The organism is Mesorhizobium sp. f-mel, assembly GCF_053850215.1.
In genome coordinates, this window is the sequence record NZ_JBSPTO010000002.1 from 190,627 (window position 1) to 213,151 (window position 22,525).

General features: G+C 61.8%; 17 protein-coding genes, 1 tRNA gene and 1 pseudogene. 4 read left to right on the forward strand and 15 right to left on the reverse strand.

Annotation, left to right across the window (positions count from 1 at the left end):
- The first annotated feature begins 442 nt into the window (after positions 1-442).
- Both ACWUKX_RS04970 and ACWUKX_RS04975 read left to right on the forward strand, forming a co-directional pair.
- Positions 443-1,780 (forward strand): glycosyltransferase family 4 protein, encoded by a 1,338-nt coding sequence (locus tag ACWUKX_RS04970; RefSeq protein WP_127211236.1) that lies wholly within the window; start codon positions 443-445, stop codon positions 1,778-1,780.
- Positions 1,777-2,550: an HAD-IIB family hydrolase gene (locus ACWUKX_RS04975; protein WP_456004461.1), complete on the forward strand. Its 774-nt coding sequence runs from the start codon at positions 1,777-1,779 to the stop codon at positions 2,548-2,550. The genes ACWUKX_RS04970 and ACWUKX_RS04975 overlap by 4 nt, the downstream gene beginning before the upstream one ends.
- Before the next feature lie 22 nt (positions 2,551-2,572).
- On the opposite strand, the gene ACWUKX_RS04980 is transcribed toward ACWUKX_RS04975, so the two are convergent.
- Together ACWUKX_RS04980 and ACWUKX_RS04985 are read right to left on the reverse strand one after the other, a co-directional pair.
- Positions 2,573-4,294 carry a GH32 C-terminal domain-containing protein gene (locus ACWUKX_RS04980; RefSeq protein ID WP_456004464.1) on the reverse strand — a complete coding sequence of 574 codons (1,722 nt, stop codon included), beginning with the start codon at positions 4,292-4,294 and terminating at the stop codon, positions 2,573-2,575.
- A gap of 250 nt (positions 4,295-4,544) precedes the next feature.
- Positions 4,545-5,513: a phosphatase PAP2 family protein gene (locus ACWUKX_RS04985; protein ID WP_456004467.1), complete on the reverse strand. Its 969-nt coding sequence runs from the start codon at positions 5,511-5,513 to the stop codon at positions 4,545-4,547.
- Positions 5,514-5,730: 217 nt separating this feature from the next.
- On the opposite strand from ACWUKX_RS04985, the gene ACWUKX_RS04990 reads away from it, so the two are divergent.
- Positions 5,731-6,660 carry a dihydrodipicolinate synthase family protein gene (locus ACWUKX_RS04990; RefSeq protein ID WP_456004470.1) on the forward strand — a complete coding sequence of 310 codons (930 nt, stop codon included), beginning with the start codon at positions 5,731-5,733 and terminating at the stop codon, positions 6,658-6,660.
- A gap of 288 nt (positions 6,661-6,948) precedes the next feature.
- On the opposite strand, the gene ACWUKX_RS04995 is transcribed toward ACWUKX_RS04990, so the two are convergent.
- Positions 6,949-7,033 (reverse strand) — tRNA-Leu (locus tag ACWUKX_RS04995).
- Between the two features lie 180 nt (positions 7,034-7,213).
- Here ACWUKX_RS04995 and lipB point away from each other — a divergent pair.
- Entirely contained in the window at positions 7,214-7,957 is a 744-nt protein-coding gene (gene lipB, locus ACWUKX_RS05000; protein WP_065012293.1) for a lipoyl(octanoyl) transferase LipB, read from the forward strand.
- A gap of 384 nt (positions 7,958-8,341) precedes the next feature.
- Here lipB and ACWUKX_RS05005 read toward each other — a convergent pair whose 3' ends face one another.
- From ACWUKX_RS05005 to nuoL, 12 genes and pseudogenes are all read right to left on the reverse strand, one after another.
- Entirely contained in the window at positions 8,342-9,376 is a 1,035-nt protein-coding gene (locus tag ACWUKX_RS05005) for an RNA polymerase subunit sigma-70 (protein WP_456004473.1), read from the reverse strand.
- Positions 9,377-9,418: 42 nt separating this feature from the next.
- A pseudogene (locus ACWUKX_RS05010) lies at positions 9,419-10,114 on the reverse strand (SDR family oxidoreductase); the annotation flags it as partial.
- A 289-nt stretch (positions 10,115-10,403) separates the two neighbouring features.
- The gene (locus ACWUKX_RS05015) at positions 10,404-11,087 is read right to left on the reverse strand and encodes an ABC transporter ATP-binding protein (protein WP_456004475.1); all 684 of its coding nucleotides are present in this window, start codon (positions 11,085-11,087) and stop codon (positions 10,404-10,406) included.
- Positions 11,084-12,370 carry a lipoprotein-releasing ABC transporter permease subunit gene (locus tag ACWUKX_RS05020; protein ID WP_456004478.1) on the reverse strand — a complete coding sequence of 429 codons (1,287 nt, stop codon included), beginning with the start codon at positions 12,368-12,370 and terminating at the stop codon, positions 11,084-11,086. Before ACWUKX_RS05020 ends, ACWUKX_RS05015 begins: the two co-directional genes overlap by 4 nt.
- Positions 12,367-13,695, reverse strand: a complete 1,329-nt coding sequence (gene proS / locus ACWUKX_RS05025; protein ID WP_456004481.1) for a proline--tRNA ligase — start codon at positions 13,693-13,695, stop codon at positions 12,367-12,369. Before proS ends, ACWUKX_RS05020 begins: the two co-directional genes overlap by 4 nt.
- 544 nt (positions 13,696-14,239) lie before the next feature.
- Complete coding sequence (locus tag ACWUKX_RS05030) at positions 14,240-14,524, reverse strand: DUF1467 family protein (protein WP_456004484.1); 285 nt, start codon at positions 14,522-14,524, stop codon at positions 14,240-14,242.
- Positions 14,521-14,925 carry a methylmalonyl-CoA epimerase gene (mce, locus tag ACWUKX_RS05035; protein WP_029352037.1) on the reverse strand — a complete coding sequence of 135 codons (405 nt, stop codon included), beginning with the start codon at positions 14,923-14,925 and terminating at the stop codon, positions 14,521-14,523. Before mce ends, ACWUKX_RS05030 begins: the two co-directional genes overlap by 4 nt.
- Positions 14,926-15,022: 97 nt before the next feature.
- Positions 15,023-16,693 (reverse strand): ribonuclease J, encoded by a 1,671-nt coding sequence (locus ACWUKX_RS05040; RefSeq protein ID WP_456004486.1) that lies wholly within the window; start codon positions 16,691-16,693, stop codon positions 15,023-15,025.
- A gap of 64 nt (positions 16,694-16,757) precedes the next feature.
- Positions 16,758-17,579: a biotin--[acetyl-CoA-carboxylase] ligase gene (locus tag ACWUKX_RS05045; RefSeq protein WP_456004489.1), complete on the reverse strand. Its 822-nt coding sequence runs from the start codon at positions 17,577-17,579 to the stop codon at positions 16,758-16,760.
- A 4-nt stretch (positions 17,580-17,583) separates the two neighbouring features.
- Positions 17,584-19,020, reverse strand: coding sequence for an NADH-quinone oxidoreductase subunit NuoN (nuoN, locus tag ACWUKX_RS05050; protein WP_456004491.1), 1,437 nt, complete (start codon positions 19,018-19,020; stop codon positions 17,584-17,586).
- 18 nt (positions 19,021-19,038) lie between these two features.
- Positions 19,039-20,544: an NADH-quinone oxidoreductase subunit M gene (locus tag ACWUKX_RS05055; protein WP_287335928.1), complete on the reverse strand. Its 1,506-nt coding sequence runs from the start codon at positions 20,542-20,544 to the stop codon at positions 19,039-19,041.
- Positions 20,544-22,517: an NADH-quinone oxidoreductase subunit L gene (gene nuoL, locus ACWUKX_RS05060; protein ID WP_456004494.1), complete on the reverse strand. Its 1,974-nt coding sequence runs from the start codon at positions 22,515-22,517 to the stop codon at positions 20,544-20,546. The genes ACWUKX_RS05055 and nuoL overlap by 1 nt, the downstream gene beginning before the upstream one ends.
- Positions 22,518-22,525 lie beyond the last annotated feature (8 nt).

A 22,525-nucleotide genomic window follows, 5' to 3' on the forward strand; every position in this document is an offset into this window, starting at 1 on the left:
AGCGGCGGCACGATTCGACCTGAGGCTCCGCAGCTCTATTGCGCAATGCGCGGGAATATCAAACGAAATCCACCCTTCCTCACCGGGGAGCGAAGCCACGCGCAACCGGATTGAGGGACGGACGTTGATGGCGCACTCGGCCATCTCCTCAAGGAGGCGTAGGCTCAGCTCCTGAGGCCAGAGACCAACGGGCGCAAAGGATGACAGACCGATCGAAATGGCGGCCTTTTGGACACCATAAATCCTCGAACAACCGTCTAACGCTGTTTGAGGCCACTCGGTGACCGAAACATGCAACAGAGCCGGTTTGCCTTACCATCACGTCAATTGCGTTGACCTGAGCGCGTGCTTGGAATTTGCGGATGGGTGGTGGAATCCTTATAGTTGTGAATTGGCGCACGCTTTCGACTGCGGGCGTGCAGAATCGTAGAGAAGGATACAGATGCCGGACGTCAACTCGGATGCGGCGACACCTCGAATTGCACTCATTTCAACCCACGGCTACGTAGCTGCCAACCCACCACTCGGCGCGGCCGATACCGGCGGACAAGTGGTCTACGTCCTGGAACTTGCCAAAAAGCTGGCCCAATTGGGCTATGCCGTCGATATCTGGACGCGGCGATTTGAAGACCAGCCCCCTATCGATGAAGTGGCAGACGGGGTTCGTGTCCTGCGTGTCGCCTGCGGCGGACCCGATTTTATTCCGAAGGAATACCTCCACCGCCACCTTCTCGAGTGGTGTGAAAACGCGTTGCGCCTGATTCGCAGGGAAAACCTCTCCTACGACTTCATCAACAGTCACTACTGGGATGCGGGCGTGGCGGGGCAGCGACTGTCGGAAGCTCTCAATATCCCGCACATCCATACGCCGCATTCGCTCGGCATATGGAAGCAGCGCCAGATGAAGACGGACTACCCGGACAAGGCCGATACATTCGAGGCCGAGTTCAATTTCACCGAGCGCATAAAGCACGAAACCATCATCTATCGAAGCTGTGCCATGGTGATTGCAACAACGCCGCCGCAGTTGGATATGCTGGTCGAGGACTACAGTCTCGAGCGCGACCGCGTGCACATGATCCCGCCCGGTTACGACGACAACCGGTTCTTCCCCGTCAGCGAGGCGTCTCGCCGGCTGATCCGCCATCGGCTCGGCTTCGAAGGGCGAACGATCCTGGCGCTCGGCCGGCTCGCCACCAACAAGGGCTACGACCTGCTGATCGATGCGTTTTCCGTGGTGGCGCCGCGTGTGCCGGATGCGGTCCTGAGACTTGCTGTCGGCGGCGAGAACATGGACGAGCAGGAACAGAAGATCCTGAACCAGCTCAAGGAACAGGTTGAACAGCTAGGCCTGCAGGATCGTGTCGTCTTCTCTGGATATGTTGCCGACGAGGATCTGGCCGACACGTATCGGGCGGCGGACATGTTCGTCCTGTCGAGCCGCTACGAGCCGTTCGGCATGACCGCGATCGAGGCAATGGCCTGCGGAACGCCCACCGTGGTTACAATCCATGGCGGCCTCTATCGCGGGATCAGCTATGGCCGGCACGCGCTGTTCGGTGATCCGTTCGACAAGGAAGATCTCGGCATCACGATCGTCAAGCCTATGAAGCACCAGCGCCTCTACGGCCGACTGGGTCGCATGGGCGCGCACAAGGCGCGCAGCCTGTTCACCTGGACAGGTATCGCGCAGCAGCTTGTCAGCCTTGTCGAAGGACGTCCGGTGCTGAAGGCGGTCGACGACCATGATTGGGATGAGCCGTGGAACGACGGCGATTGAAACCGATCGCGCTTCTATCGAGTGACCTCGACGGGACTCTGGCAGGCGACGCGCCGGCGACATCACGCTTCCGTTCCAAATGGGAAGCGCTCGACCCCGAGCACCGGCCGGTTCTCGTCTACAACAGCGGTCGTCTGGCCGACGATATTTTGAACTTCGTCGACGAAGTCAGCCTGCCAGCGCCGGACTACGTGATCGGCGGTGTCGGTACAATGCTCGCCGGTCCGCGGCACACCTCGCGTCACGCACACTTTACTGATCTGGGGCACTTTACCCAGAGGTTTTCGGAAGGCTGGTCTCTTGAGAAAGTCGATGCGGTGCTCGGATCGCTCGAAGACACCGTTCGCCAACCCGACGGCTATCAACACGCCTTCAAATCGAGTTGGTACCTGCACGAAGCAAGTCCGGAAGCCCTTGCCAGCATCGAGCGCGCTCTGGCCGAGGCCGGCCTGTCAGTGACGATGATCTATTCCAGCGGACGCGATCTCGATATCCTGCCGCGTTCGGCAGACAAGGGCCAGGCGCTGGCCTGGCTCTGCAATGAACTCAGCATCGGCCTGGATGAGGTGGTGGTCGCCGGCGACACCAACAACGATCGCAGTATGTTCGACCTGCCGGGTGCGCGCGGGATTGTCGTCGCCAATGCCCTACCCGAACTGCTTGACATGGCTCGGGACAACCCGCTGATTTACAGCGCGAAAGAACAGTTTGCCTTTGGCGTCGTCGAAGGCCTCGTTCATTGGTCGGTGTTTGACGACGCCCGATCCTAAACTGGAAATATTGATCTCCTTGTCACGGTTTGAGCGCCCATACCGTCGCGTGTAGAACTGCGCCCGTTTCGGCGATGAGACGTGCCGATTGTACCGGCTCAAAACCGCTGATCCGCTTCGTGCCAGCCCAACGACCGTGATCCGCGAAGACCTCGATCGATCCGTAGTCGAGGAATATCCGCAGCCGTCTTGGACGGGCTCCCTTGGCGATATAGTGAGGAGACTGAGCTGCGCCCCCGTCTTCATGACAAATGGCAAGTCCCTCGTCGTCGACGACAACCTCGAGGCGAACAGTTGGATGATGGAGCTTCAGGCGGAAATGGGCACCCGGCTTTTCCAACTCGAACAGGATTTCGACGGAGCCGTTGATAAAGCTTACCTGCTCTCCGGCTGCAAGGCGCGTTCGGTCCAGAATATGGCTCCGCAGGCTCTCGGCTGCTCCGATGGGCGGGGTATGCAACTCGCCTGCAGACAAATGGATGTTGCGAGGCAACGTCATGGCTGTGGGGAAATCGATCGCCGGTCCGGTATCGGCCCAGTTGGCAAGCCATCCAATACCGACAATGGCATCACCGTCGACGAAGGCCTGGAAGGCGTAGTTATCCGTCCCGAAGTCCAGTTCCTGTTCGAATTCCTTGGAAAAGGTCTGACCATCGAACCAGCCGACAATGGCCATTGTCAGATTCTTGCGCCGGGTGGACTGGTCCTCACTATTCATTAGGCCGAGAATTAGAACCCAGCGCGTCGCGGGATCGGTCGCAGGCCCGTCGAGCGGCAGCAGACAGGGACATTCGATCGCCGTCGTCCGATAGTGTTTCTCGACCAGAAGCTTGCCGATATATGTCCAGCCGGTGGCGGCCGTATGGTCGTGGGTTTCGTAGAGCAGGACAACGCCGCCCTCATCGCTCTGGCTGCCCAGCAGCATTTTCCAACGGCCATCCGGTCCCTTGAAGACGTATGGGTCACGAAAATCGGTGGTCAATCCCTCGTCAAGGGGGCGGTAGGGCAGGATGACGTCGGCATTTCCCGCCGTAATGAGGTCGCTGGAAGTGGCAGTGAGCTGGATCTGCTGTTCCGGGATACGGTCCTGTACCTGCTCGGTGAAAAAGACGCGAATACCCGGGCCATCGGCAAGCGGGATGGCTGAGCCGGAATACGCACCACCCCGTTTGTCGGGCCTTGCGGTAAGATCTTCCGACGGGAACAGGAAGATGGGCATGTGACGCCATCGCAGATAGTCGGAAGATACGGCGTGCCCCCAGTGCATCGTGTTCCACCGAAGCCCATGGGAATAATGCTGGTAGAAGAGATGTGGGCGACCTCCAAACCGGCCGAATCCGTTTGGATCGTTCATCCAGCCGAACGGCGGGCGAAAATGATAGCTGTCAGGAATGTTCGGCGGGGCATTTCCCGGATTGGTGTGGATAACTGTAATGCCTGTCTCCAGCACGTCGGCCAATGCGAACCAGTAGGCGACCGATACCGAGGTCTGATCCGTGTCGTAGTCGAGTTCGACACTGCCACCGCCGAAGACGTGAAAAATTCTGAATTCATACTCTTCGGCGTTCGTAACGCTCACCTCGCCGAACTTGCCACGGACATTGGAAAAAGACAGCGAGCCCGGCACGTCCGGCTTGGCCGCCTTAAGCCAGATATGGAACGTGGCGTTGACTGGCAGGTCGGCATGCAGGCTTCGAATGGCGTTCCCACCCGCAATCCTTACCTTGACCTGGCTGTCACTCATGAAGCTGGCTCCGTTCCGTGCGGCGTTCCCGGACAGATAGGGGATCAAACCCGGTTTTCGACCTGGAAATGCGCTGCAGAAGGTTAAAGCTGGATCGTCACTTTAGCAAAGCCATTCCCGGGATCGGCCAAGACCTTCTCTTTTCCATGATTTGACCTCGCCGTCGCTGTGGGGCGTCTGCAATTGCTGGCGCGGCCAATAAATTAACCAGCGCTGTTGCCCCTGGCTGACATTGTCAGGCGTCGCACACCTAACCTTCTATGGGTTGGCGTATCGCAAACTGTGTCTCAATTTGCGCCGGCTGGCGTCTGGTTACCCACCAGATCACCGACACCACAATGATGGAGACGTAGCCGTCAACAGCATAGTGCCATCCGGTATATACCGAACCGTACATTATCAGGGCTGCGAACATCCAACCGAGAATACCGAGCCAGATATTGAGGGAAGAAAGCAGATAGGCATTCAGTGTGGCAAAGGCGACGTGCATGCTTGGCATGGCCGAGATGCCGCCGCCAAGGTCTGGCCGGCCGCTCTGGTAAGCCGTCAGAAGATATGCGGCGGGCTCCCGCACCATGTGGCTATAGTCGAGACCGTCCATGGCGACCTTGAGTCCGCTGAAGCGGTCCTCGCCAACAAACTGGTGGTAGTAGATCGGCCCGACCGACGCCAGCGCCGAGGCCAAAATGGTGCCGAGGATGCATAACGTCAGCGCTGCTGCCCAGAGGTAGCGGATGCGGCCAATCTTGTCCGACCAGAGAGACACGAAAAGCATGGTGCCGAACCATTGGAAAAACCAAATCACCTCATAGCTGTTGAAGACGACGATCGACCACGTATTGCTGTCGAGCCTGTGCGTGAGTTCCCACGGCGCAGTCCCGTGCAGCCATTCATCCAGATCGGCTAACCAGTTGTCCGCATAGAATGGAACGACGGACGGGATGGCCATTTTGTAGGTAGAGTACGCGGTCAAGCTCGCGAAGAAGAACAGCAGAACCAGTAAACAGGCACGCCAGCGCCCTCGAACCAAATCTACGACGTAGCGAGTTGGCTCTGCTCGGCCGTAAATAAGCGCAGCAGAACAGACCCCACTAATAAACAAGATCGGAATACCGACGGTGAATTTCTGAGCATAAACCAGAATTAGGTGGAAGAAAGACTGCGGACTTAGTGCAGACGCGCCTGCCACGTAAGTTGCCATAAACAAGGCAAGGCGCAACGACCATCTTGTCGATGGACTGTAGTCCCTTACCCCTATAGTTAATGACATACTAATTTACCGAGATGCAAATATGCCATCGATGGCATTATCAATGTGATAGCGAAGCAAGCTTACCATGCGGTTACTTCGCGCCCCGCCCGTCCGGACCAACTGCCGGGTTGGATCGGACCGTCGGTCCTGCGCTATGACTGAAAGCTGAATTTAGGAGGATCTCATGGCCATCGGTCCTGACACCAAAGGTGTCTACACCATTGCCCCGACGCCGTTCGAGGCGGATGGCAAGATCGACTGGGAATCACTTGATTCGATGGTCGATTTCTACGAGCGCTGCGGCGTCGATGGGATGACAATCCTCGGCATCATGGGCGAGGCCCCAAAGCTCGACGCCGGCGAATCGCTCGAGATCGTCAAGCGCATCGTGGCGCGCACCAGGCTGCCGGTCATCGTCGGCGTCTCCGCCCCTGGCTTCGCCGCCATGCGCAGCCTTGCGCGCGCCTCGATCGAGGTTGGCGCGCAAGGCGTGATGATTGCGCCGCCGCCGGCGCTGCGCACCGATGACCAGATCGTCACCTATTTCCGCAACGCATCCGAAGCGGTCGGCGAGGATGTTCCTTTCGTCCTGCAGGACTATCCGCTGACCCTCTCGGTCGTCATGACCCCGGCCGTCATCCGCCGCATCGTCACCGACAATCCGGCCTGCTTCATGCTCAAGCACGAGGACTGGCCGGGCCTGGAGAAGATCAGCGCGCTGCGCGGCTTTCAGAAGGACGGCTCACTGCGGCCGCTGTCCATCCTCACCGGCAATGGCGGCCTCTTCCTCGACTTCGAGATGGAGCGCGGCGCCGACGGCGCGATGACCGGCTATGCCTTCCCCGATATGCTCGTCGACGTGGTGAAATTGTCTGCCGCCGGCGAGCGCGACAAGGCGCACGATCTTTTCGACGCCCACCTGCCCTACCTGCGCTATGAGCAGCAACCCGGTGTGGGACTTGCGGTACGCAAATATGTGATGATGAAGCGCGGTGCCATCACGTCCGACGCCCAGCGCAAGCCGGGCAGTGCGTTGTCGGCGGCGGCCAGACAAGAAGTCGACTATTTGCTTATGCGGCTGGAAAGTCGCGTCCGCAAACAAGCCCCGAGATAATGCAACCAGCGGACTATTTGCCGCGCATCACATCAATAGATAGCCGCGTGAGCTTGCGTGAAAAGCGCATTTTTTGCCGAGGATTCCCAATGGCCCGCTTCGCGACACGGTTCGGTTCTTTGAAGCAGCTGGCATTTGATGACGGCTCAACCATGCGCTTAGCGCGCGGCATTCCGCGCCCAACCAGCCGCAGGTTCGCACAGTGTTTCAGCTTGCACAAACAGACTTGGGAAGAGCTGTAGTGAAACAGAAAATTGCGTAATAAAATAACAGCTTATTGGATAAAGCTGGTGCGGTCGAGAAGACTCGAACTTCCACGGGTTGCCCCACAGCGACCTCAACGCTGCGCGTCTACCAATTCCGCCACGACCGCACGTGGTAGGAGCCGAAACGAACCGGCTCGCGGCGTGTAGCAAATCGTTTCCGGCGAAACAAGGGCGCGTCGCGCAATAATTGCCCGGGATTCGGCATAACGCCCCAAAGGGGTGGAACGCGCCCGGAACTGGACGTTTCAGCCGATTGCCGCCATATGTGAGGCGACACGAGACACGCCATGACAGAACGCAGCCAGATCGCCACGTCGTTCCTGCCCCTGCCCGGTTCGGCACCGGTCGAATGGCGGATCGAACCCGGCCTCACCGCCTATCCGGATGCGCTTGCCGTCATGGAGGCGCGTGCCGAAGCGATCCGAAGCGGCGCCGCCGGCGAGATGGTCTGGCTGGTGGAGCACCCGCCGCTCTACACCGCTGGCACCAGCGCCCGCATCGATGACCTGATCGAGCCGGACCGTTTTCCGGTATTCGCGGCCGGGCGCGGCGGCGAATACACCTATCATGGGCCAGGCCAGCGCGTCGCTTATGTGATGCTTGACCTGAAGCGGCGGCGCGAGGATGTCCGCGCCTTCGTCGCGGCGCTCGAACAATGGATCATCGGCACGCTCGCCACCTTCAACGTGCGCGGCGAACGGCGCGAGGACCGCGTCGGCGTCTGGGTGGTGCGGCCGGATCGCCCGGTCCGACCCGACGGCTCGCCGGCCGAGGACAAGATCGCCGCCATCGGCATCAGGCTGAGGCGCTGGGTGAGCTTTCACGGCATCGCCATCAATGTCGAGCCGGATCTCAGCCACTTTAGCGGCATCGTGCCGTGCGGCGTGCAGGATCACGGCGTCACCAGCCTAGTCGACCTCGGCCTTCCCTTGGCGATGGCCGACCTCGATCTCGCGCTGAAATCCGCCTTCGAGGACATCTTCGGACCCGCGGCACCTTTGCTTGTCGAAGCGGCCCGCAAGGCCGGCTGACAAAGCAGCGCTGAACCACCGAGCTCCGACGGCTGCCCCCACCCCGTGAAGAACGTCAGCGTTTGAGCCACGTCTTCAGCGCTGCCTCACATCGCTCCGATCCAGATCGCCATGGAAATGAGAAACGTGCTCATGCACACCAGTGACACGACATCCTGAACAAGACCGGTCATAACGCTCTCCTGTTTTCAGTATGTTCGTATTTTGTTCTAATTTTGTTCAAATGTCAACGGCCCGTAATCCGAGCGCCGCGCAATTCCGGCGCTCAGTTCGGCAAGGTTAAGGAAACGTTGAGAGCCCACCGTGACCGCCTGCCGAAAAATGCGGCTCGCGGTCGGCCCGTTGGGGAATGTGAGGTCTAGGCCTTCTAAACATATGTAGACGCTAGGCCGGCGGCAGGCCGAAGGCCGGAAACAATTTCGGGCCGAGCGGCGGCACATAGACCGTCAGAGCCGCGATTCCGCCGTCTGCGGGCTCGATCACATGCAGGGAATGGGCTCGCCACGCAGGGTCATTGTGGCTGCGGGAATAGACACCGACTGCCGGCTGGGCATTGGCACCGGTTGCCATGGTGCGGAAGCCCGCAAAGTTACCCCAGATGGTCTCGAGGAAACCGCGGATCGCCGCGCGTCCTTGATACCATTCCCGCCAGGGCGGCATGCGATAGGTGGCGTCCTCCCGCAGCAGCTCGATCAGGCTGTCGAGATTGGCGGACTGCCAGGCCTGCATGTAACGTTCGAGCAGCAGGCCTTCTTCCCGGCCGGGCTTCGATCGCTGCATGGGACGTCCCTCTGGATATCGCGCCGCGAGGGTTGCGCGGGCCCGCTGCAATGCGCTGTTGATCGAAGCTGTCGATCCACCCAGCAGTCCCGCCGTCTCGACAGCCGACCATCCCAGCACGTCGGAAAGCAGTAGAGCGGCGCGCTGCCTGGGTGGCAGGTCCTGGATCGCGGCGACGAAGGCGAGCTGGACTGCTTCGCGAGTCTCGTAGCGCGCTTCCGGACCCGGCTCACCATCAGTGAGGCCTGGCAGCTCCGCATCCGGGTAAGGCTCCAACCAGGTGACCTCGGCTGCAGGCCCGTCTGTGGCCCGTCCGTGGAAGGCCGGCCGTCCCGGCTGCTGGAGAATGCGACGCGTCCTCGATCTGGCCTTGAGGGCGTTGAGGCAAGAGTTGGTCGCGATCGTGTAGAGCCAACCGCGAATCGAACCCCGTCCGTCGAACTCCGCCCTTGCACGCCAGGCGCGCAGAAACGTGTCCTGGACGAGGTCGTCCGCCTCGTGCAGCGAACCCATCATGCGATAGCAATGGAGCTTAAGCTCCCGGCGATGGGCCGCCGTGAACTGCTCGAAGGCCAGTCGATCCAGGATCGGCTGGCCCGGCTGGCGTATCGGCTTGAGAGGTGCCTGGGCGTCTGTCATGCGGATCCGCATTTTTTGAGTCCGGTTTGCATTACGCGCGCCTCAGCCCGCCGGCGCAAGCCCGCTCCCGCTCACTGCGAAGGAACATCCTTGCGGTTTTTGGGTGGCGAGTGCGACCACCGCACGTGCCACTTCGGCCGGCGTTTGCATGTCGAGCATGCCCGCGATGAACTCCATCGGCCGGATGCCCATATAGGCCGAAATGCTCTCGATGCCGGCGTCGCCCACGCCGGTCCCTGGCATGATGCGCATAGGCGCAAGCGCCATGAAGCGCAGGTCGAGGCCGAGCCGATCCGATTCCTTCTGGCTATGACCGGCCAGGAACATCTGCATGCGTTTTGCGCCGGCATAGCCGCCGGAATTCGGTGGCCCCCCGGTCAAGGCTGCGCCACTGGAGATCAGAATGATCCGGGCGCCCGGTTTGAGCGGACGTCGGAGCGCCGCCTTGCAAAACAGGAACGATACCTTGACGTCCGTCTCCCAGTTTGCGGAGAACGCCTTCCAGTTCTGTTCATATAGGGGCGCCGAGGGGGCAAGGGCACCCGCGCAGATCACCAGGGCGTCCGGCTCCAGCGCGGCAAAGACCTCGTCAGGGGCGGACTCCACGGTTGCGTCGACCGCGAACGTCTTCACGCCCGGAGTTTCCCAGGCAAATTGCGCCAGCGCCGGCTCGCCGCGGGCGACAGCCATGACCGTCGCTCTCTCGCTGAGGGCGGCTTCCGCGATCGAGCGGCCGACACCACGGCTGCCTCAAACGACGACGACATTCCGACCTTGTAACAATCTCATGGACCACCTTGCTATCCGGGCCGCTGGACCATCCAGGCGCGCCCATTGATAAGGACAACACAGACGGGCGGAAATCATCGGTGCGACGTCAGAAATCTTCTACGGCGATCGGCATGGCTCGCGCTAAGCCCCGGTCGGGCGCGGGCGGCGGACAGCGACGCGTCAGGCCTGCCGCCAGCACGGCGCACATTTGCGACCGCAGCGAAGCCGTCGACAAGGGGAGCGCTGTGCGAGATCACTAAAGCGGAACAACCTTGCCGTCGGCCAGCGTGACGCGACGGTCCATGCGCGAGGCAAGCTCGTGGTTGTGGGTGGCGATCAGCGCCGCCAGGCCCGACTGCCGGACCAGCGCTCCCAGTGCCTCGAACACATAGGAGGCGGTGACCGGATCGAGGTTGCCGGTCGGCTCGTCGGCAAGCAGCACCAGCGGCGCATTGGCGACGGCGCGCGCAATGGCGACGCGCTGCTGCTCGCCGCCGGACAGTTCGGAAGGGCGGTGCTGCGCGCGCTTGCCGATCTGCATGTAGTCGAGCAGTTGCGCCGACCGCTCGGCAGCCTCCTTGCGCGTCAGCCCTTTTATCAGTTGCGGCATCATGATGTTTTCCAGCGCCGTGAACTCCGGCAGCAGGTGATGGAACTGATAGACGAAGCCGACATCGTTACGGCGGATCGCCGTGCGCTCGTCGTCGGTAAGCCGCCCGCAGGCGCGGCCTGCCAGAATCACGTCGCCGGCGTCCGGCCGCTCCAGCAGTCCGGCGGTGTGCAACAGCGTCGATTTGCCGGTTCCCGACGGCGCCACCAGCGCCACGATCTCGCCGCGCTTCAGCGAAAAATCGGCGCCGTTGAGGATGGTGAGCTTGCGCGGCCCCTGGACATAGTGCCGCTCGACGCTCTTCAGCTCGATAATGGCCTCGGCCATCATTCGTACCTCAGCGCTTCGACCGGATCGAGCCTGGCCGCGCGCCATGCCGGAAACAGCGTCGCCAGGAACGACAGCACCAGCGCCATCAGGATCACCGAGATCGTCTCGCTGGCATCCATGCGGGCAGGCAGCTGGCTCAGGAAATAGAGCTCGGGATTGAACAGCCTCTCGCCGGCCAGCCAGGAGAAGAACTGGCGGATTCGCTCGACGTTCAGGCAGATTACAACGCCGAGCAGCACGCCGGCGATGGTGCCCACCACGCCGATCGCCGCGCCCGTCATCAGGAATATGCGCAGGATCGCGCCGCGGGTGGCGCCCATGGTGCGCAGGATGGCGATGTCGTGGCCCTTGTCCTTTACCAGCATGATCAGGCCCGAAATGATGTTGAGCGCTGCCACCAGCACGATCAGCGTCAAGATCATGAACATGACGTTGCGCTCCACTTGCAGCGCATCGAAGAATGTCCTGTTGCGTTCTCGCCAATCGACCATGGTGATCGGCCGCTGCGACGCCTCTTCGATCTTCGGTTTCAGCGCGTCGACATTGTCGGGATTGTCGACATAGATCTCGATCGCCTGAGCTCGGCCATCCATGTTGAAATAGAGCTGTGCTTCCGAAAACGGCATATAGACGATGGAGCTGTCATATTCCGACATGCCGACTTCGAAGATCGCCGTGATCGGGTAGCCCTTCATGCGCGGTGTCGTGCCGAGCGGCGTGACATCGCCGTCGGGCGCGATCAGCGTGATCGTGTCGCCGAGCACAAGACCGAGATTGTCGGCCATTCGGCTGCCGATGGCGACGCCCTCGCTTGTGTCGAAGCCGGCGATCGAGCCCTGTTTGATATTGTTGGCGACGATCGAAATTTTAACCAGATCCTCGCCGCGTATGCCGCGAACCAGCGCCCCTGACCCGCCGCCGATATTGCCTTGCGCCAGCACCTGCCCGTCGATCAGCGGAATGGCGTACTGGACGCCGGGCACGCCGTTGATGCGGCTGGCGACCTGCGCATAGTCCTCCAGCGGCATGTCGAGCGGCTGCACGATCAGATGGCCATTGACGCCGAGGATGCGCGTCAGGAGCTCGGCGCGAAACCCGTTCATGACAGCCATCACGACGATCAGCGTGGCGACGCCCAGCATGATGCCGAGGAACGAGATCGAGGCGATGACGGAGATCACCGTCTCCTTGCGGCGCGAGCGCAGATAGCGCCACGCGACCATGCGTTCGAAGACGGAAAAAGGTCCCGCGGCATGGGGTTTCGCTGCTGCCGCTTCGCTCATGCGGCAAAACCGAAGCGCTTCTTCGCGTCCACGATCGGCAGCGTCTCGCGCTCGCCGGTCCTGCGGTTCTTGATTTCGACCTCGCCGGCCGCCACGCCGCGCGGCCCGACGATCACCTGCCACGGCAGGCCGATCAGGTCGGCGGTGGCGAACTTGCCGCCCGGCCGCTGATCGGTGTCGTCGTAGAGCACGTCCTTGCCGACGGCGACAAACGCCGCATGGAGTTCGTCGCAGACGCGGTCGCACTCGGCGTCGCCGGCCTTCATGTTGATCAGGCCGACGTCGAAAGGCGCCACCGCCTCCGGCCAGATGATGCCGTTGTCGTCGTGGCTGGCCTCGATGATCGCCGCGACCAGCCGCGTCGGGCCGATGCCGTAGGAACCCCCGGAAGCAAAATGATCCTTGCCGTCGGGCCCTGTCACCTTGGCGCCCATCGGCTTCGAATATTTGTCGCCGAAATGGAAGATGTGGCCGACCTCGATGCCGCGCGCCGAGACCCGGTCGCTTGTCGCAACCTTCTCCCACGCGGCCTCGTCGTGCATCTCGTCGGTCGCGGCATAGGGCGTCGTCCATGTCTTGACGATCTCGCCGATCTCGGCATCGTTGGAGAAGTCCGTGTCCGCACCCGGCACATCAAGCGCGAGATAGTTGCGATGGCAATAAACCTGGCTCTCGCCGGTGTCGGCCAGGATGATGAATTCGTGGCTGAGGTCGCCGCCGATCGGCCCAGTGTCGGCACGCATCGGGATTGCCTGCAGCCCCATGCGCGTGAACGTCCTGAGATAGGACACGAACATCCTGTTGTAGGCCGCCTTGGCGCCTTCGAAGTCAAGATCGAAGGAATAGGCGTCCTTCATCAGAAACTCGCGCGAGCGCATGACGCCGAAGCGCGGCCGCACCTCGTCGCGGAATTTCCACTGGATGTGATAGAGATTGAGCGGCAGATCCTTATAGGACTTCACGTAGGCGCGGAAAATCTCGGTGACCACCTCCTCGTTGGTCGGTCCGTAGAGCATGTCCCGGTCTTGCCGGTCCTTGATGCGCAACATCTCCTTCCCATAGTCGTCATAGCGACCGCTTTCGCGCCACAGCTCGGCGAACTGGATGGTCGGCATCAGGATCTCGAGCGTGCCGGCCCGGTCCTGCTCCTCTCGAATGATCCGGCAGACCTTGTCCAGCACCCTTTTGCCGAGCGGCAGCCAGGAAAAACTGCCTTGCCCCTGCTGGCGGATCATGCCGGCGCGTAGCATCAGCCGGTGCGAGACGATTTCGGCCTCGCGCGGATTTTCTTTAAGGATAGGCAGGAAATAGCGCGACAAACGCATGGACTGGTCCGTAAGAGAGAGGATTGCCGCACCGGAATCGGCGCAGCGCAGGCTTGCCTGCCCCGGCTTCATAGCCATTTCATGACGGAATGGAAACCCGCCCATCGGGTGTCGCAAAGGGCGCCGCAGCGCCGCATCCGCCTTGCTGGTCGTTTCGCAAGCAACGCCTGCCACACTATTGTGCACTGCAGCACGAGATTGCTTATTTCCAGGCAAAATTCTGCGTGACATTTTCACCCGCCTTGGTCTAATGTGCCCCGATAACCGAGAGGGCGGAAAGAAATCTGCCCTCCTACGCGGTCAAAGTCTTGGGAGGATGCGATCTAGGCGCGGTTACTCGCTGCCGCCGGACACCGGAAACAGATCGGACGCGTTTAAATTGCAAGGCCTCGTGCCTTGCATTTTTTTTGTGCAATCATCTGGTTAGCACGACAAATTGCTAGACCACTTTACCAAGCGCCAGCACAGCGGGTTCGGAACCTGCATCGGCTTCCAGCCCGGATTGGTGCTTGCATGCAAGATGTGACCAGCCGCGCCCGGCGGTCTAATTTTTGGGTCTCTGGCTAAAATCCGGCACGATGTGCGGGATGTCGTCGATGCCGAGGCCGAGCCCCCTCGTAATGCCATAGAACATGCCAAGAAGAACCATCGTGACGATTGTCGTCCGCAGCACGGCGCGCAGCATATGCGATCCGCGCGGCGCGCTGGGTACAGTGCCCAGCGTCACGTCCTCATCCTCGTCCTGCGTCCTCAGACTGAACGGCAGGATGGCGAACAGCACTACCCACCATGTGATGAAGAACAGGGCGAGAAACGAAACCCAGCTCATGCTTGCTCCAGTTCGACCAGCGTGCCGAAGAAATCCTTGGGATGCAGGAACAGCACCGGCTTGCCATGCGCGCCGATCTTCGGGTCGGCGTCGCCAAGGACGCGGGCGCCGCTGGCCTTGAGATGATCACGCGCGGCAAGAATGTCGTCGACCTCGTAGCAGACATGATGCATGCCGCCCGAGGGATTCTTCTCGAGGAATGCCGCGATCGGCGAATCCTCGCCGAGCGGCTCCAGCAATTCGATCTTGGTGTTGCCGACATCGACGAACACCACCGTCACGCCATGCTCCGGCAACGCCTGCGGCGGGCTCACCTGAGCGCCGAGCGTATCGCGATAGGCCGCTGTCGCCGCGGCCAGATCCGGCACAGCAAGCGCGACATGGTTCAGGCGTCCGAGCATAGGTTTTCCTCAGGGCAGTAAGGCAATAGGGCAGTATGGGAGTAGGGAAAAACTACTTTCTCCCCCTACTGCCGTACTGCCCTACCCCCCTATTCCCTTACCTTGTGACGAACACCGTCACCAGCGGCTTCTTGCCCCACGCTTCATTGGCGGCGCCGCGGACGGCGCGGCGCACTGCCTCCTGCACGAGGTCGAGATCTCTTCGGCGCTGACGGGGGATGGAGTCCACGGCGCCGATTGCCGCATCGATCATCAGGTCTTCCAGGCTCTCGCCGCGGGCGTCTGCCTCGGCGACACCGATGGCGACCAGATCGGGATCGCCGGCGAGCTCATACTTGTCGTCGAGCACGACATTGACCGCAACATGGCCGGCAAAGGACAGCTTGCGCCGGTCGCGAATGCCCATCGCCTGGTCGGTGCCGATCAGCCTGCCGTCCTTGTAGATACGGCCGAATGGCACCTGGTCGATGATCGTCGCCGCACCGGGATAGAGCCGCAGCATGTCGCCGTCGCGGACCTGCGCCACCTGGCCGATGCCCGACACCGACATCAGCGACCCCTGCGCTACAAGATGCGCCGCCTCGCCATGCACCGGCACGCCGATCTGCGGGCGCACCCATTGATACATCTTGCGCAATTCGCTGCGGCGCGGATGGCCGGAGACGTGCACCAGCGCATCGCCGTCCTCGATGATCTTGATGCCGAGATCGATCAGCCGGTTCTTGATCTCGAGGATACCCTTCTCGTTGCCGGGAATAGTGCGCGAGGAAAACACCACCGTGTCGCCTGCTGTCAGCGACACCGATTTCATCTCCTCGCGCGACAGTTTTGCCAATGCCGCAAGCGGCTCGCCCTGGCTGCCGGTGCAGATGATGACGAGGTTTTCGCGCGGGATGAACCCAAAATCCTCCTCGGCGATGAATTCGGGCAGCCCGTCCATATAGCCGAGCTCGCCGGCAACATCGATGACGCGCTTCAGCGAGCGGCCGAGCACCAGGCACTGGCGGCCGGCGTCGCGTGCCGCCTTGGCAATGGAGACGATGCGCCCGACATTGGAGGAAAAAGTGGTGACCGCGACACGGCCCTTAGCGCTCTGGATGACGCCCTTGAGGCCCTCGCCCACCGCCACTTCCGACGGCGACTCCCCTTCCCGCAGCGCATTGGTGGAATCGCAGATCAGCGCCAGCACGCCGTTGTCGCCATAGGCGCGGAAGCGGGCCTCGTCGGTCATCGGCCCGATCGTCGGCGCCGGATCGATCTTCCAGTCGCCGGTGTGGATGACGGTGCCGGCCGGCGAGGTGATCGCCAGCGACATCGGTTCGGGGATCGAATGCGCGACAGGGATGGCCTCGATCTCGAACGGGCCGACACTGAATTTTTCGCCGGCGCGGTAGATCGTCACCGGGATCTTCGGTGCGCCCTGCTCGCCCTGCCGCTTGGCTTCCAGCAATCCGGCCCCGAACGGCGTCATCCAGACCGGCGCCTTGAGCTTCGGCCATGTATCGAGCAGCGCGCCGTAATGGTCCTCATGCGCGTGCGTGATGATGATGCCGCGCAGATTGGCGACGTTCTCCTCGATGAAGCGCGTGTCGGGCAGCACCAGGTCGACGCCAGGCAGGCTGGCATCGGGAAAGGTGACCCCGACATCGACAACGATCCATTCGCGCGCATTGGCCGGGCCGTAGCCATAGAGAGCGAAGTTCATGCCGATCTCGCCGACGCCGCCGAGCGGCACGAAGACGAGTTCGGCGTTTTCCGCTGTCGCCATGATCTTTCCTTTCCTGGCGGTCAAGCCAGGCCCTTCAAAACTGGGGCCCGTCAAACCTGACCCGTCAAACCTGGGCCGACGCGACCGCACCGAAATGCACGTCGCCGGCGGCGATCGTCAGAACCGAACCCTTATCGTCGCGGATCACGAAACGGCAGTCCTCGTCAATGGTCTCGAACGTGCCGCGCACCACATTACCGTCAATTCTGACAGCAACCTGCCCGCCAAGCCCTGCCGCGCGCGCCAGCCAGCGCCGCCTGACGGCGGAAAGCCCACGCCCATCATTCCACAGCCGCGCATTCTCGCTCCAGGCATCCGACAGCGCCAGAAACAACGTCTCGGCATCGCAAGCAGCGCCCAGCGCGCTGAGCGATGTCGCCGGATAAGGCAAATCTTCGGGATAAGCCACAACATTGACGCCGATGCCCACCGCCACCGCGAAGCGATCGCCTTCGAGTATGGCCGTTTCCAGCAGGATGCCGGCAAGCTTGGCGCCGGAGGCGAGCACATCGTTGGGCCATTTCAGCTCGAAACGGTTCTTCCCATCGCTGCCGCCGTCGAGGCCGATTGCGATCCTGCCCTTCGGCACGACGGCGTCGAGCGCATCGGCCAGCGCCAGGCCGGCGACGAAGCCGAGTGTCGCGGCCAAGCGAAGCTCGGCATTGGTGACCACCAGCAGCGTTGCCGCCAGATTGCCCTCGGGCGTCGCCCAGACCCGGCCGCGCCGGCCACGTCCGCTTTCCTGTTTTTTTGAAACGACCCAGAGCTTGCCCGGATCTCCCGCCAGCGCATGGTCCAGCGCCAGCGCATTAGTGGAACCGACGGTGTCATGTGCCTCGAGCCGGAACCCTTCCGAGGCCGCTGTTGGAGCCAGCCGAAATGCCATCCCGTCAGAAAAACGTCTTGGCGGCGGCTTCGGCATAGGTGCCGATCGGCCCGCCGATCAGCACATAGAACAGCACGAAGGCGCCGCAGACGCCGAGCACGACGCGAAGTTCGGTCGCCATCGGCACGAAGCCGCCGACCGGTTCGTCGAACCACATGATCTTGATGATGCGTAGATAATAATAGGCGCCCACCACCGAGGCCAGCACGCCGATGATCGCCAGCGCGTAGAGGTTGGCGTTGATGGCGGCGAGGAACACGTACCACTTCCCCCAGAAGCCGGCGAGCGGGGGGATGCCGGCCAGCGAGAACATCAGGATGGTGAGGATCGTCGCCATGATCGGATTGGTCGACGACAGGCCGGCGAGATCGCTGATCTGTTCGACATTGCCATCCTTGCGCCGCATGGCGAGGATGAAGGCGAAGGTGCCGAGCGTCATCACCAGATAGATCAGCATGTAGATGGCGACGCCGCGCACGCCGGCTTGGCTGTTGGCGGCGAGACCGACCAGGGCGTAGCCCATATGGCCGATCGAGGAATAGGCCATCAGCCGCTTGATGTTGGTCTGGCCGATGGCCGCGAAGGCGCCGAGCGCCATCGAAGCGATCGAGATGAAGACGATGATCTGCTGCCAGTCGGCGGCGATCGGCTTGAACGCGCCCATTGTGACGCGCACGATCAGCGCCATTGCCGCCATCTTCGGCGCCGCCGCGAGGAAGGCCGTCACCGGCGTCGGCGCGCCCTCATAGACGTCGGGCGTCCACATGTGGAACGGCACCGCCGATATCTTGAAGGCGAGGCCGGCCAGCACGAAGACCAGGCCAAAGACGAGGCCAAGCTGCCGCTCGCCGCCGGCCAACGCCGTGGCGATCTCCTGGAACCCGGTGTTGCCGGTGTAGCCGTAGACGAGGCTGATGCCGTAAAGCAGCATGCCTGACGACAGCGCGCCGAGGACGAAATATTTCAACCCCGCCTCGGTCGAGCGCAGATTGTCCCGGTTGATCGCCGCCAGCACATAAATCGCCAGCGACTGCAATTCGAGGCCGAGATAAAGCCCGATCATGCCGTTAGCCGAGATCATCAGCATCATGCCGAGCGTGCACAGCAGGATCAGCACCGGATATTCGAACTTGTCGAAATGCTCCGCCTTGGCGAAGCGCATCGACATGACCAGCGTCACCGCCGACCCGATCAGCGCCAGCACCTTCATGAAGCGGGCGAAGGGATCCTGGACAAAGGCCTCGCCATAGGCATTGCCCTGCCCGGTGGAAAAGATCGTCCAGACGCCGGCAATCACCAGGACGGCGACGGCAAGGCCGCTCACCGTGGTGGTGGTGTTTGCGCGCGAATAGGCGCCGAGCATCAGGAGCGCCAGGGCGCCAATGGCGAGGATCAGCTCTGGTGTCGAGAGCGACAGGCTGGAGAGAAGGTCCGGCGTCATGGTTCGCAAACCTCCCAGTCAGTTCGCCGCCGCGGTCTGCGCGGTGTCGATGGATGCGGTGACATTGGTGACGAGCGCCTTGACCGATTCGGCCGTCGCATCGAAGACCGGCGCCGGGTAGACGCCGAAGAAGATGACCAGCACCACCAGCGGATAGATGATCACCTTCTCGCGCGTCGACAGGTCGAGCAGGCCTTTCAGGCTGTCCTTGGTCAGTGCGCCGAAGATCACCCGGCGATAGAGCCAGAGCGCATAGGCCGCCGACAGGATGACGCCGGTGGCAGCGAAGAACGCCACCCAGGTGTTGACCCGGAACACGCCGAGCATGGTCAGGAACTCGCCGACGAAGCCGCTGGTGCCTGGCAGGCCGACATTGGCCATGGTGAAGATCATGAACACGGTGGCGTATTTCGGCATGTTGTTGACCAGCCCGCCATAGGCGTCGATGTCGCGCGTGTGCATGCGGTCATAGATGACGCCGACACAGAGGAACAGCGCGCCGGAGACGAGGCCGTGCGACAGCATCTGGAAGATTGCCCCCTGGACGCCTTCCTGGTTCATCGCGAAGATGCCCATGGTGACGAAGCCCATATGGGCGACCGACGAATAGGCGATCAGCTTCTTCATGTCCTCCTGCATCAGCGCCACCAGCGAGGTGTAGATGATGGCGACGACGGACAGCGCGAAGACCAGCGGCGCGAACATCTCAGAGGCGATCGGAAACATCGGCAGCGAAAAGCGCAGGAAGCCGTATCCGCCCATCTTCAGCAGGATGGCGGCCAGGATCACCGAGCCGGCCGTCGGTGCCTCGACATGGGCGTCCGGCAGCCAGGTGTGCACCGGCCACATCGGCATCTTCACGGCGAAGGAGGCGAAGAAGGCGAGCCATAGCCAGGTCTGCATGTTGGCCGGGAAGTTGTGCGTCAGGAGCGTCGGGATGTCGGTGGTGCCAGACTGGAAGAACATCGCCATGATAGCGAGCAGCATCAGCACAGAGCCGGCCAGCGTATAGAGGAAGAACTTGAACGAGGCGTAGACGCGCCGCTTGCCGCCCCACACGCCGATGATGATGAACATCGGGATCAGGCCGGCTTCGAAGAAGACATAGAACAAAACGATGTCGAGCGCGCAGAACACACCGATCATGAGCGTCTCCAGCAGCAGGAAGGCGATCATGTAGGCCTTGACGCGTTTCTCGATCGATTCCCACGAAGCCAGGATGCAAAGCGGCATCAGGAAGGTGGTCAGGATGACGAACAGCATGGAGATGCCGTCGACGCCCATATGGTAGGAGATGCCGGAATCCAGCCAGGCAAACTTCTCGACGAACTGGAAGCCAGGCTCCGAATTGTCGAACCCGGTCCAGATGAACAGCGAGATGATGAAGGTGATGCTCGTCGTCCACAACGCGATGGCGCGGATGTTGCGGCGGGCATTCTCGCTGTCGTCATTGATCAGCAGAATGAACAGCACACCAACCAGCGGCAGGAAGGTGACCAGCGAGAGGATCGGCCAGGCGGTCATCAGAGCATCATCCAGGTGACGAGTGCGGCAACGCCGATCAGCATGGCGAAGGCGTAGTGATAGAGGTAGCCGGTCTGCAGCTTGACGACCCGGTTGGTGACATCGACGACGCGCGCCGAAACGCCGTCCGGACCGAGCCCGTCGATGACAGTGCCGTCACCGGTCTTCCACAGAAAGTGGCCGAGGCGTTTTGCCGGCCGCACGAACAGGAGGTCGTAAAGTTCGTCGAAATACCACTTGTTGAGCAGGAAGGCGTAGAGCCCGCGATGCTGCGCCGCCAAATTCTTCGGCATTTCCGGCGCGCGGATGTAGAATTGCCAGGCAATCGCAAAGCCGATCAGCATGGCGACAAACGGCGCCAGCTTCACCCATAACGGCACATCGTGCATGTCGTGCAGGATGTGGTTTTCCGGGAGCGTAAACAGCGACGCCTTCCAGAACTCGGCATATCCCTCGCCGATGAACGCGCCATGGAAGATCACGCCGGCGAACAGCGCGCCCGCCGCCAGGATGTACAGCGGCACCAGCATGACCGGCGGCGATTCATGGACATGGTGCATGACCTCGTGGCTCGCCCGCGGCTGGCCGTGGAAGGTCATGAAGATCAGCCGCCAGGAATAGAAGCTGGTGAAGCAGGCGGCGACGACCAGCAGCACGAAGGCAAGGCCGGCAACCGGATTGTGCGCGGCAAAGGCGCTTTCGATGATCGCGTCCTTGGAGAAGAAGCCGGCGGTGCCGATGACCGTCACCGGAATGCCGACGCCGGTCAGCGCCAGCGTGCCGATCACCATCATCCAGTAGGTCTTCGGAATGAGCGTCCTGAGGCCGCCCATCCTGCGCATGTCCTGTTCGTCGGAGACAGCGTGGATCACCGAGCCGGAGCCGAGGAACAACAGCGCCTTGAAGAAGGCATGCGTGAACAGATGGAAGATCGCCGCGCCATAGGCGCCGACGCCGAGCGCTACGAACATATAGCCGAGCTGCGAGCAGGTCGAATAGGCGATGACGCGTTTGATGTCGTTCTGGACGAGGCCGACGGTCGCCGCGAAGAAGGCGGTGAAGGCGCCGATGAAGGTGACCACGATCAGCGCCGAATGCGACAGTTCGAACAGCGGCGACAGCCGCGCCAGCATGAACACGCCGGCGGTCACCATGGTGGCGGCATGGATAAGCGCAGAGACCGGCGTCGGGCCTTCCATGGCGTCCGGCAGCCACGTGTGCAGCGGCACCTGGGCCGACTTGCCCATGGCGCCCATGAACAAAAGCAGGCAGACGACGGTCATCGCGGCCTGCTTGTCGAGCGCATAGCCGAGGAAGGTCAATACAGCAGCGCCGTCGGGGGCGCCTTCGGCCGGAATGAATGTCGCGGCATTAGCAAATATGGTGCCGAGATTGACCGAGCCGAACAGCACGAACACACCGAAGATGCCGAGCGCAAAGCCGAAATCGCCGACGCGGTTGACGACGAAGGCCTTGATCGCGGCGGCATTGGCCGACGGCTTTTTGTACCAGAAGCCGATCAGCAGGTAGGAGGCGAGACCGACGCCTTCCCAGCCGAAGAACATCTGCACGAGGTTGTCGGCGGTCACCAGCATCAGCATGGCGAAGGTGAACAGCGACAGATAGGCGAAGAAGCGAGGCCGGTTCGGGTCGTGATGCATGTAGCCGATCGAGTAGATGTGGACCAGCGCCGACACCGTGTTGACCACGACCAGCATCACCACCGTCAGCGTATCGATGCGCAGCGCCCATGCGGCCTCTAACCCGCCCGACTGGATCCAGCGCAGCACCGGCACGGTGAACACCTCGCCCTCGCCGAAACCGACGGCGAAGAAGGCGAGCCACGACAGCACGGCTGATATCACCAGGAAGCCGGAGGTGATGTATTCGGACGCCTTGGCGCCGAGCGACGTGCCGAACAGGCCGACGATCAGGAAGCCGAGCAGAGGAAGGAAGACGATGGCCTGATACATGGTGGTTT

Coding starts and splice junctions, on each gene's coding strand:
- ACWUKX_RS04970 (WP_127211236.1), top strand. CDS start 443: ATGCCGGACGTCAACTCGGATGCGGCGACACCTCGAATTGCACTCATT.
- ACWUKX_RS04980 (WP_456004464.1), bottom strand. CDS start 4,294: ATGAGTGACAGCCAGGTCAAGGTAAGGATTGCGGGTGGGAACGCCATT.
- ACWUKX_RS04990 (WP_456004470.1), top strand. CDS start 5,731: ATGGCCATCGGTCCTGACACCAAAGGTGTCTACACCATTGCCCCGACG.
- lipB (WP_065012293.1), top strand. CDS start 7,214: ATGACAGAACGCAGCCAGATCGCCACGTCGTTCCTGCCCCTGCCCGGT.
- ACWUKX_RS05005 (WP_456004473.1), bottom strand. CDS start 9,376: ATGACAGACGCCCAGGCACCTCTCAAGCCGATACGCCAGCCGGGCCAG.
- ACWUKX_RS05015 (WP_456004475.1), bottom strand. CDS start 11,087: ATGATGGCCGAGGCCATTATCGAGCTGAAGAGCGTCGAGCGGCACTAT.
- ACWUKX_RS05020 (WP_456004478.1), bottom strand. CDS start 12,370: ATGAGCGAAGCGGCAGCAGCGAAACCCCATGCCGCGGGACCTTTTTCC.
- proS (WP_456004481.1), bottom strand. CDS start 13,695: ATGCGTTTGTCGCGCTATTTCCTGCCTATCCTTAAAGAAAATCCGCGC.
- ACWUKX_RS05030 (WP_456004484.1), bottom strand. CDS start 14,524: ATGAGCTGGGTTTCGTTTCTCGCCCTGTTCTTCATCACATGGTGGGTA.
- mce (WP_029352037.1), bottom strand. CDS start 14,925: ATGCTCGGACGCCTGAACCATGTCGCGCTTGCTGTGCCGGATCTGGCC.
- ACWUKX_RS05040 (WP_456004486.1), bottom strand. CDS start 16,693: ATGGCGACAGCGGAAAACGCCGAACTCGTCTTCGTGCCGCTCGGCGGC.
- ACWUKX_RS05045 (WP_456004489.1), bottom strand. CDS start 17,579: ATGGCATTTCGGCTGGCTCCAACAGCGGCCTCGGAAGGGTTCCGGCTC.
- nuoN (WP_456004491.1), bottom strand. CDS start 19,020: ATGACGCCGGACCTTCTCTCCAGCCTGTCGCTCTCGACACCAGAGCTG.
- ACWUKX_RS05055 (WP_287335928.1), bottom strand. CDS start 20,544: ATGACCGCCTGGCCGATCCTCTCGCTGGTCACCTTCCTGCCGCTGGTT.
- nuoL (WP_456004494.1), bottom strand. CDS start 22,517: ATGTATCAGGCCATCGTCTTCCTTCCTCTGCTCGGCTTCCTGATCGTC.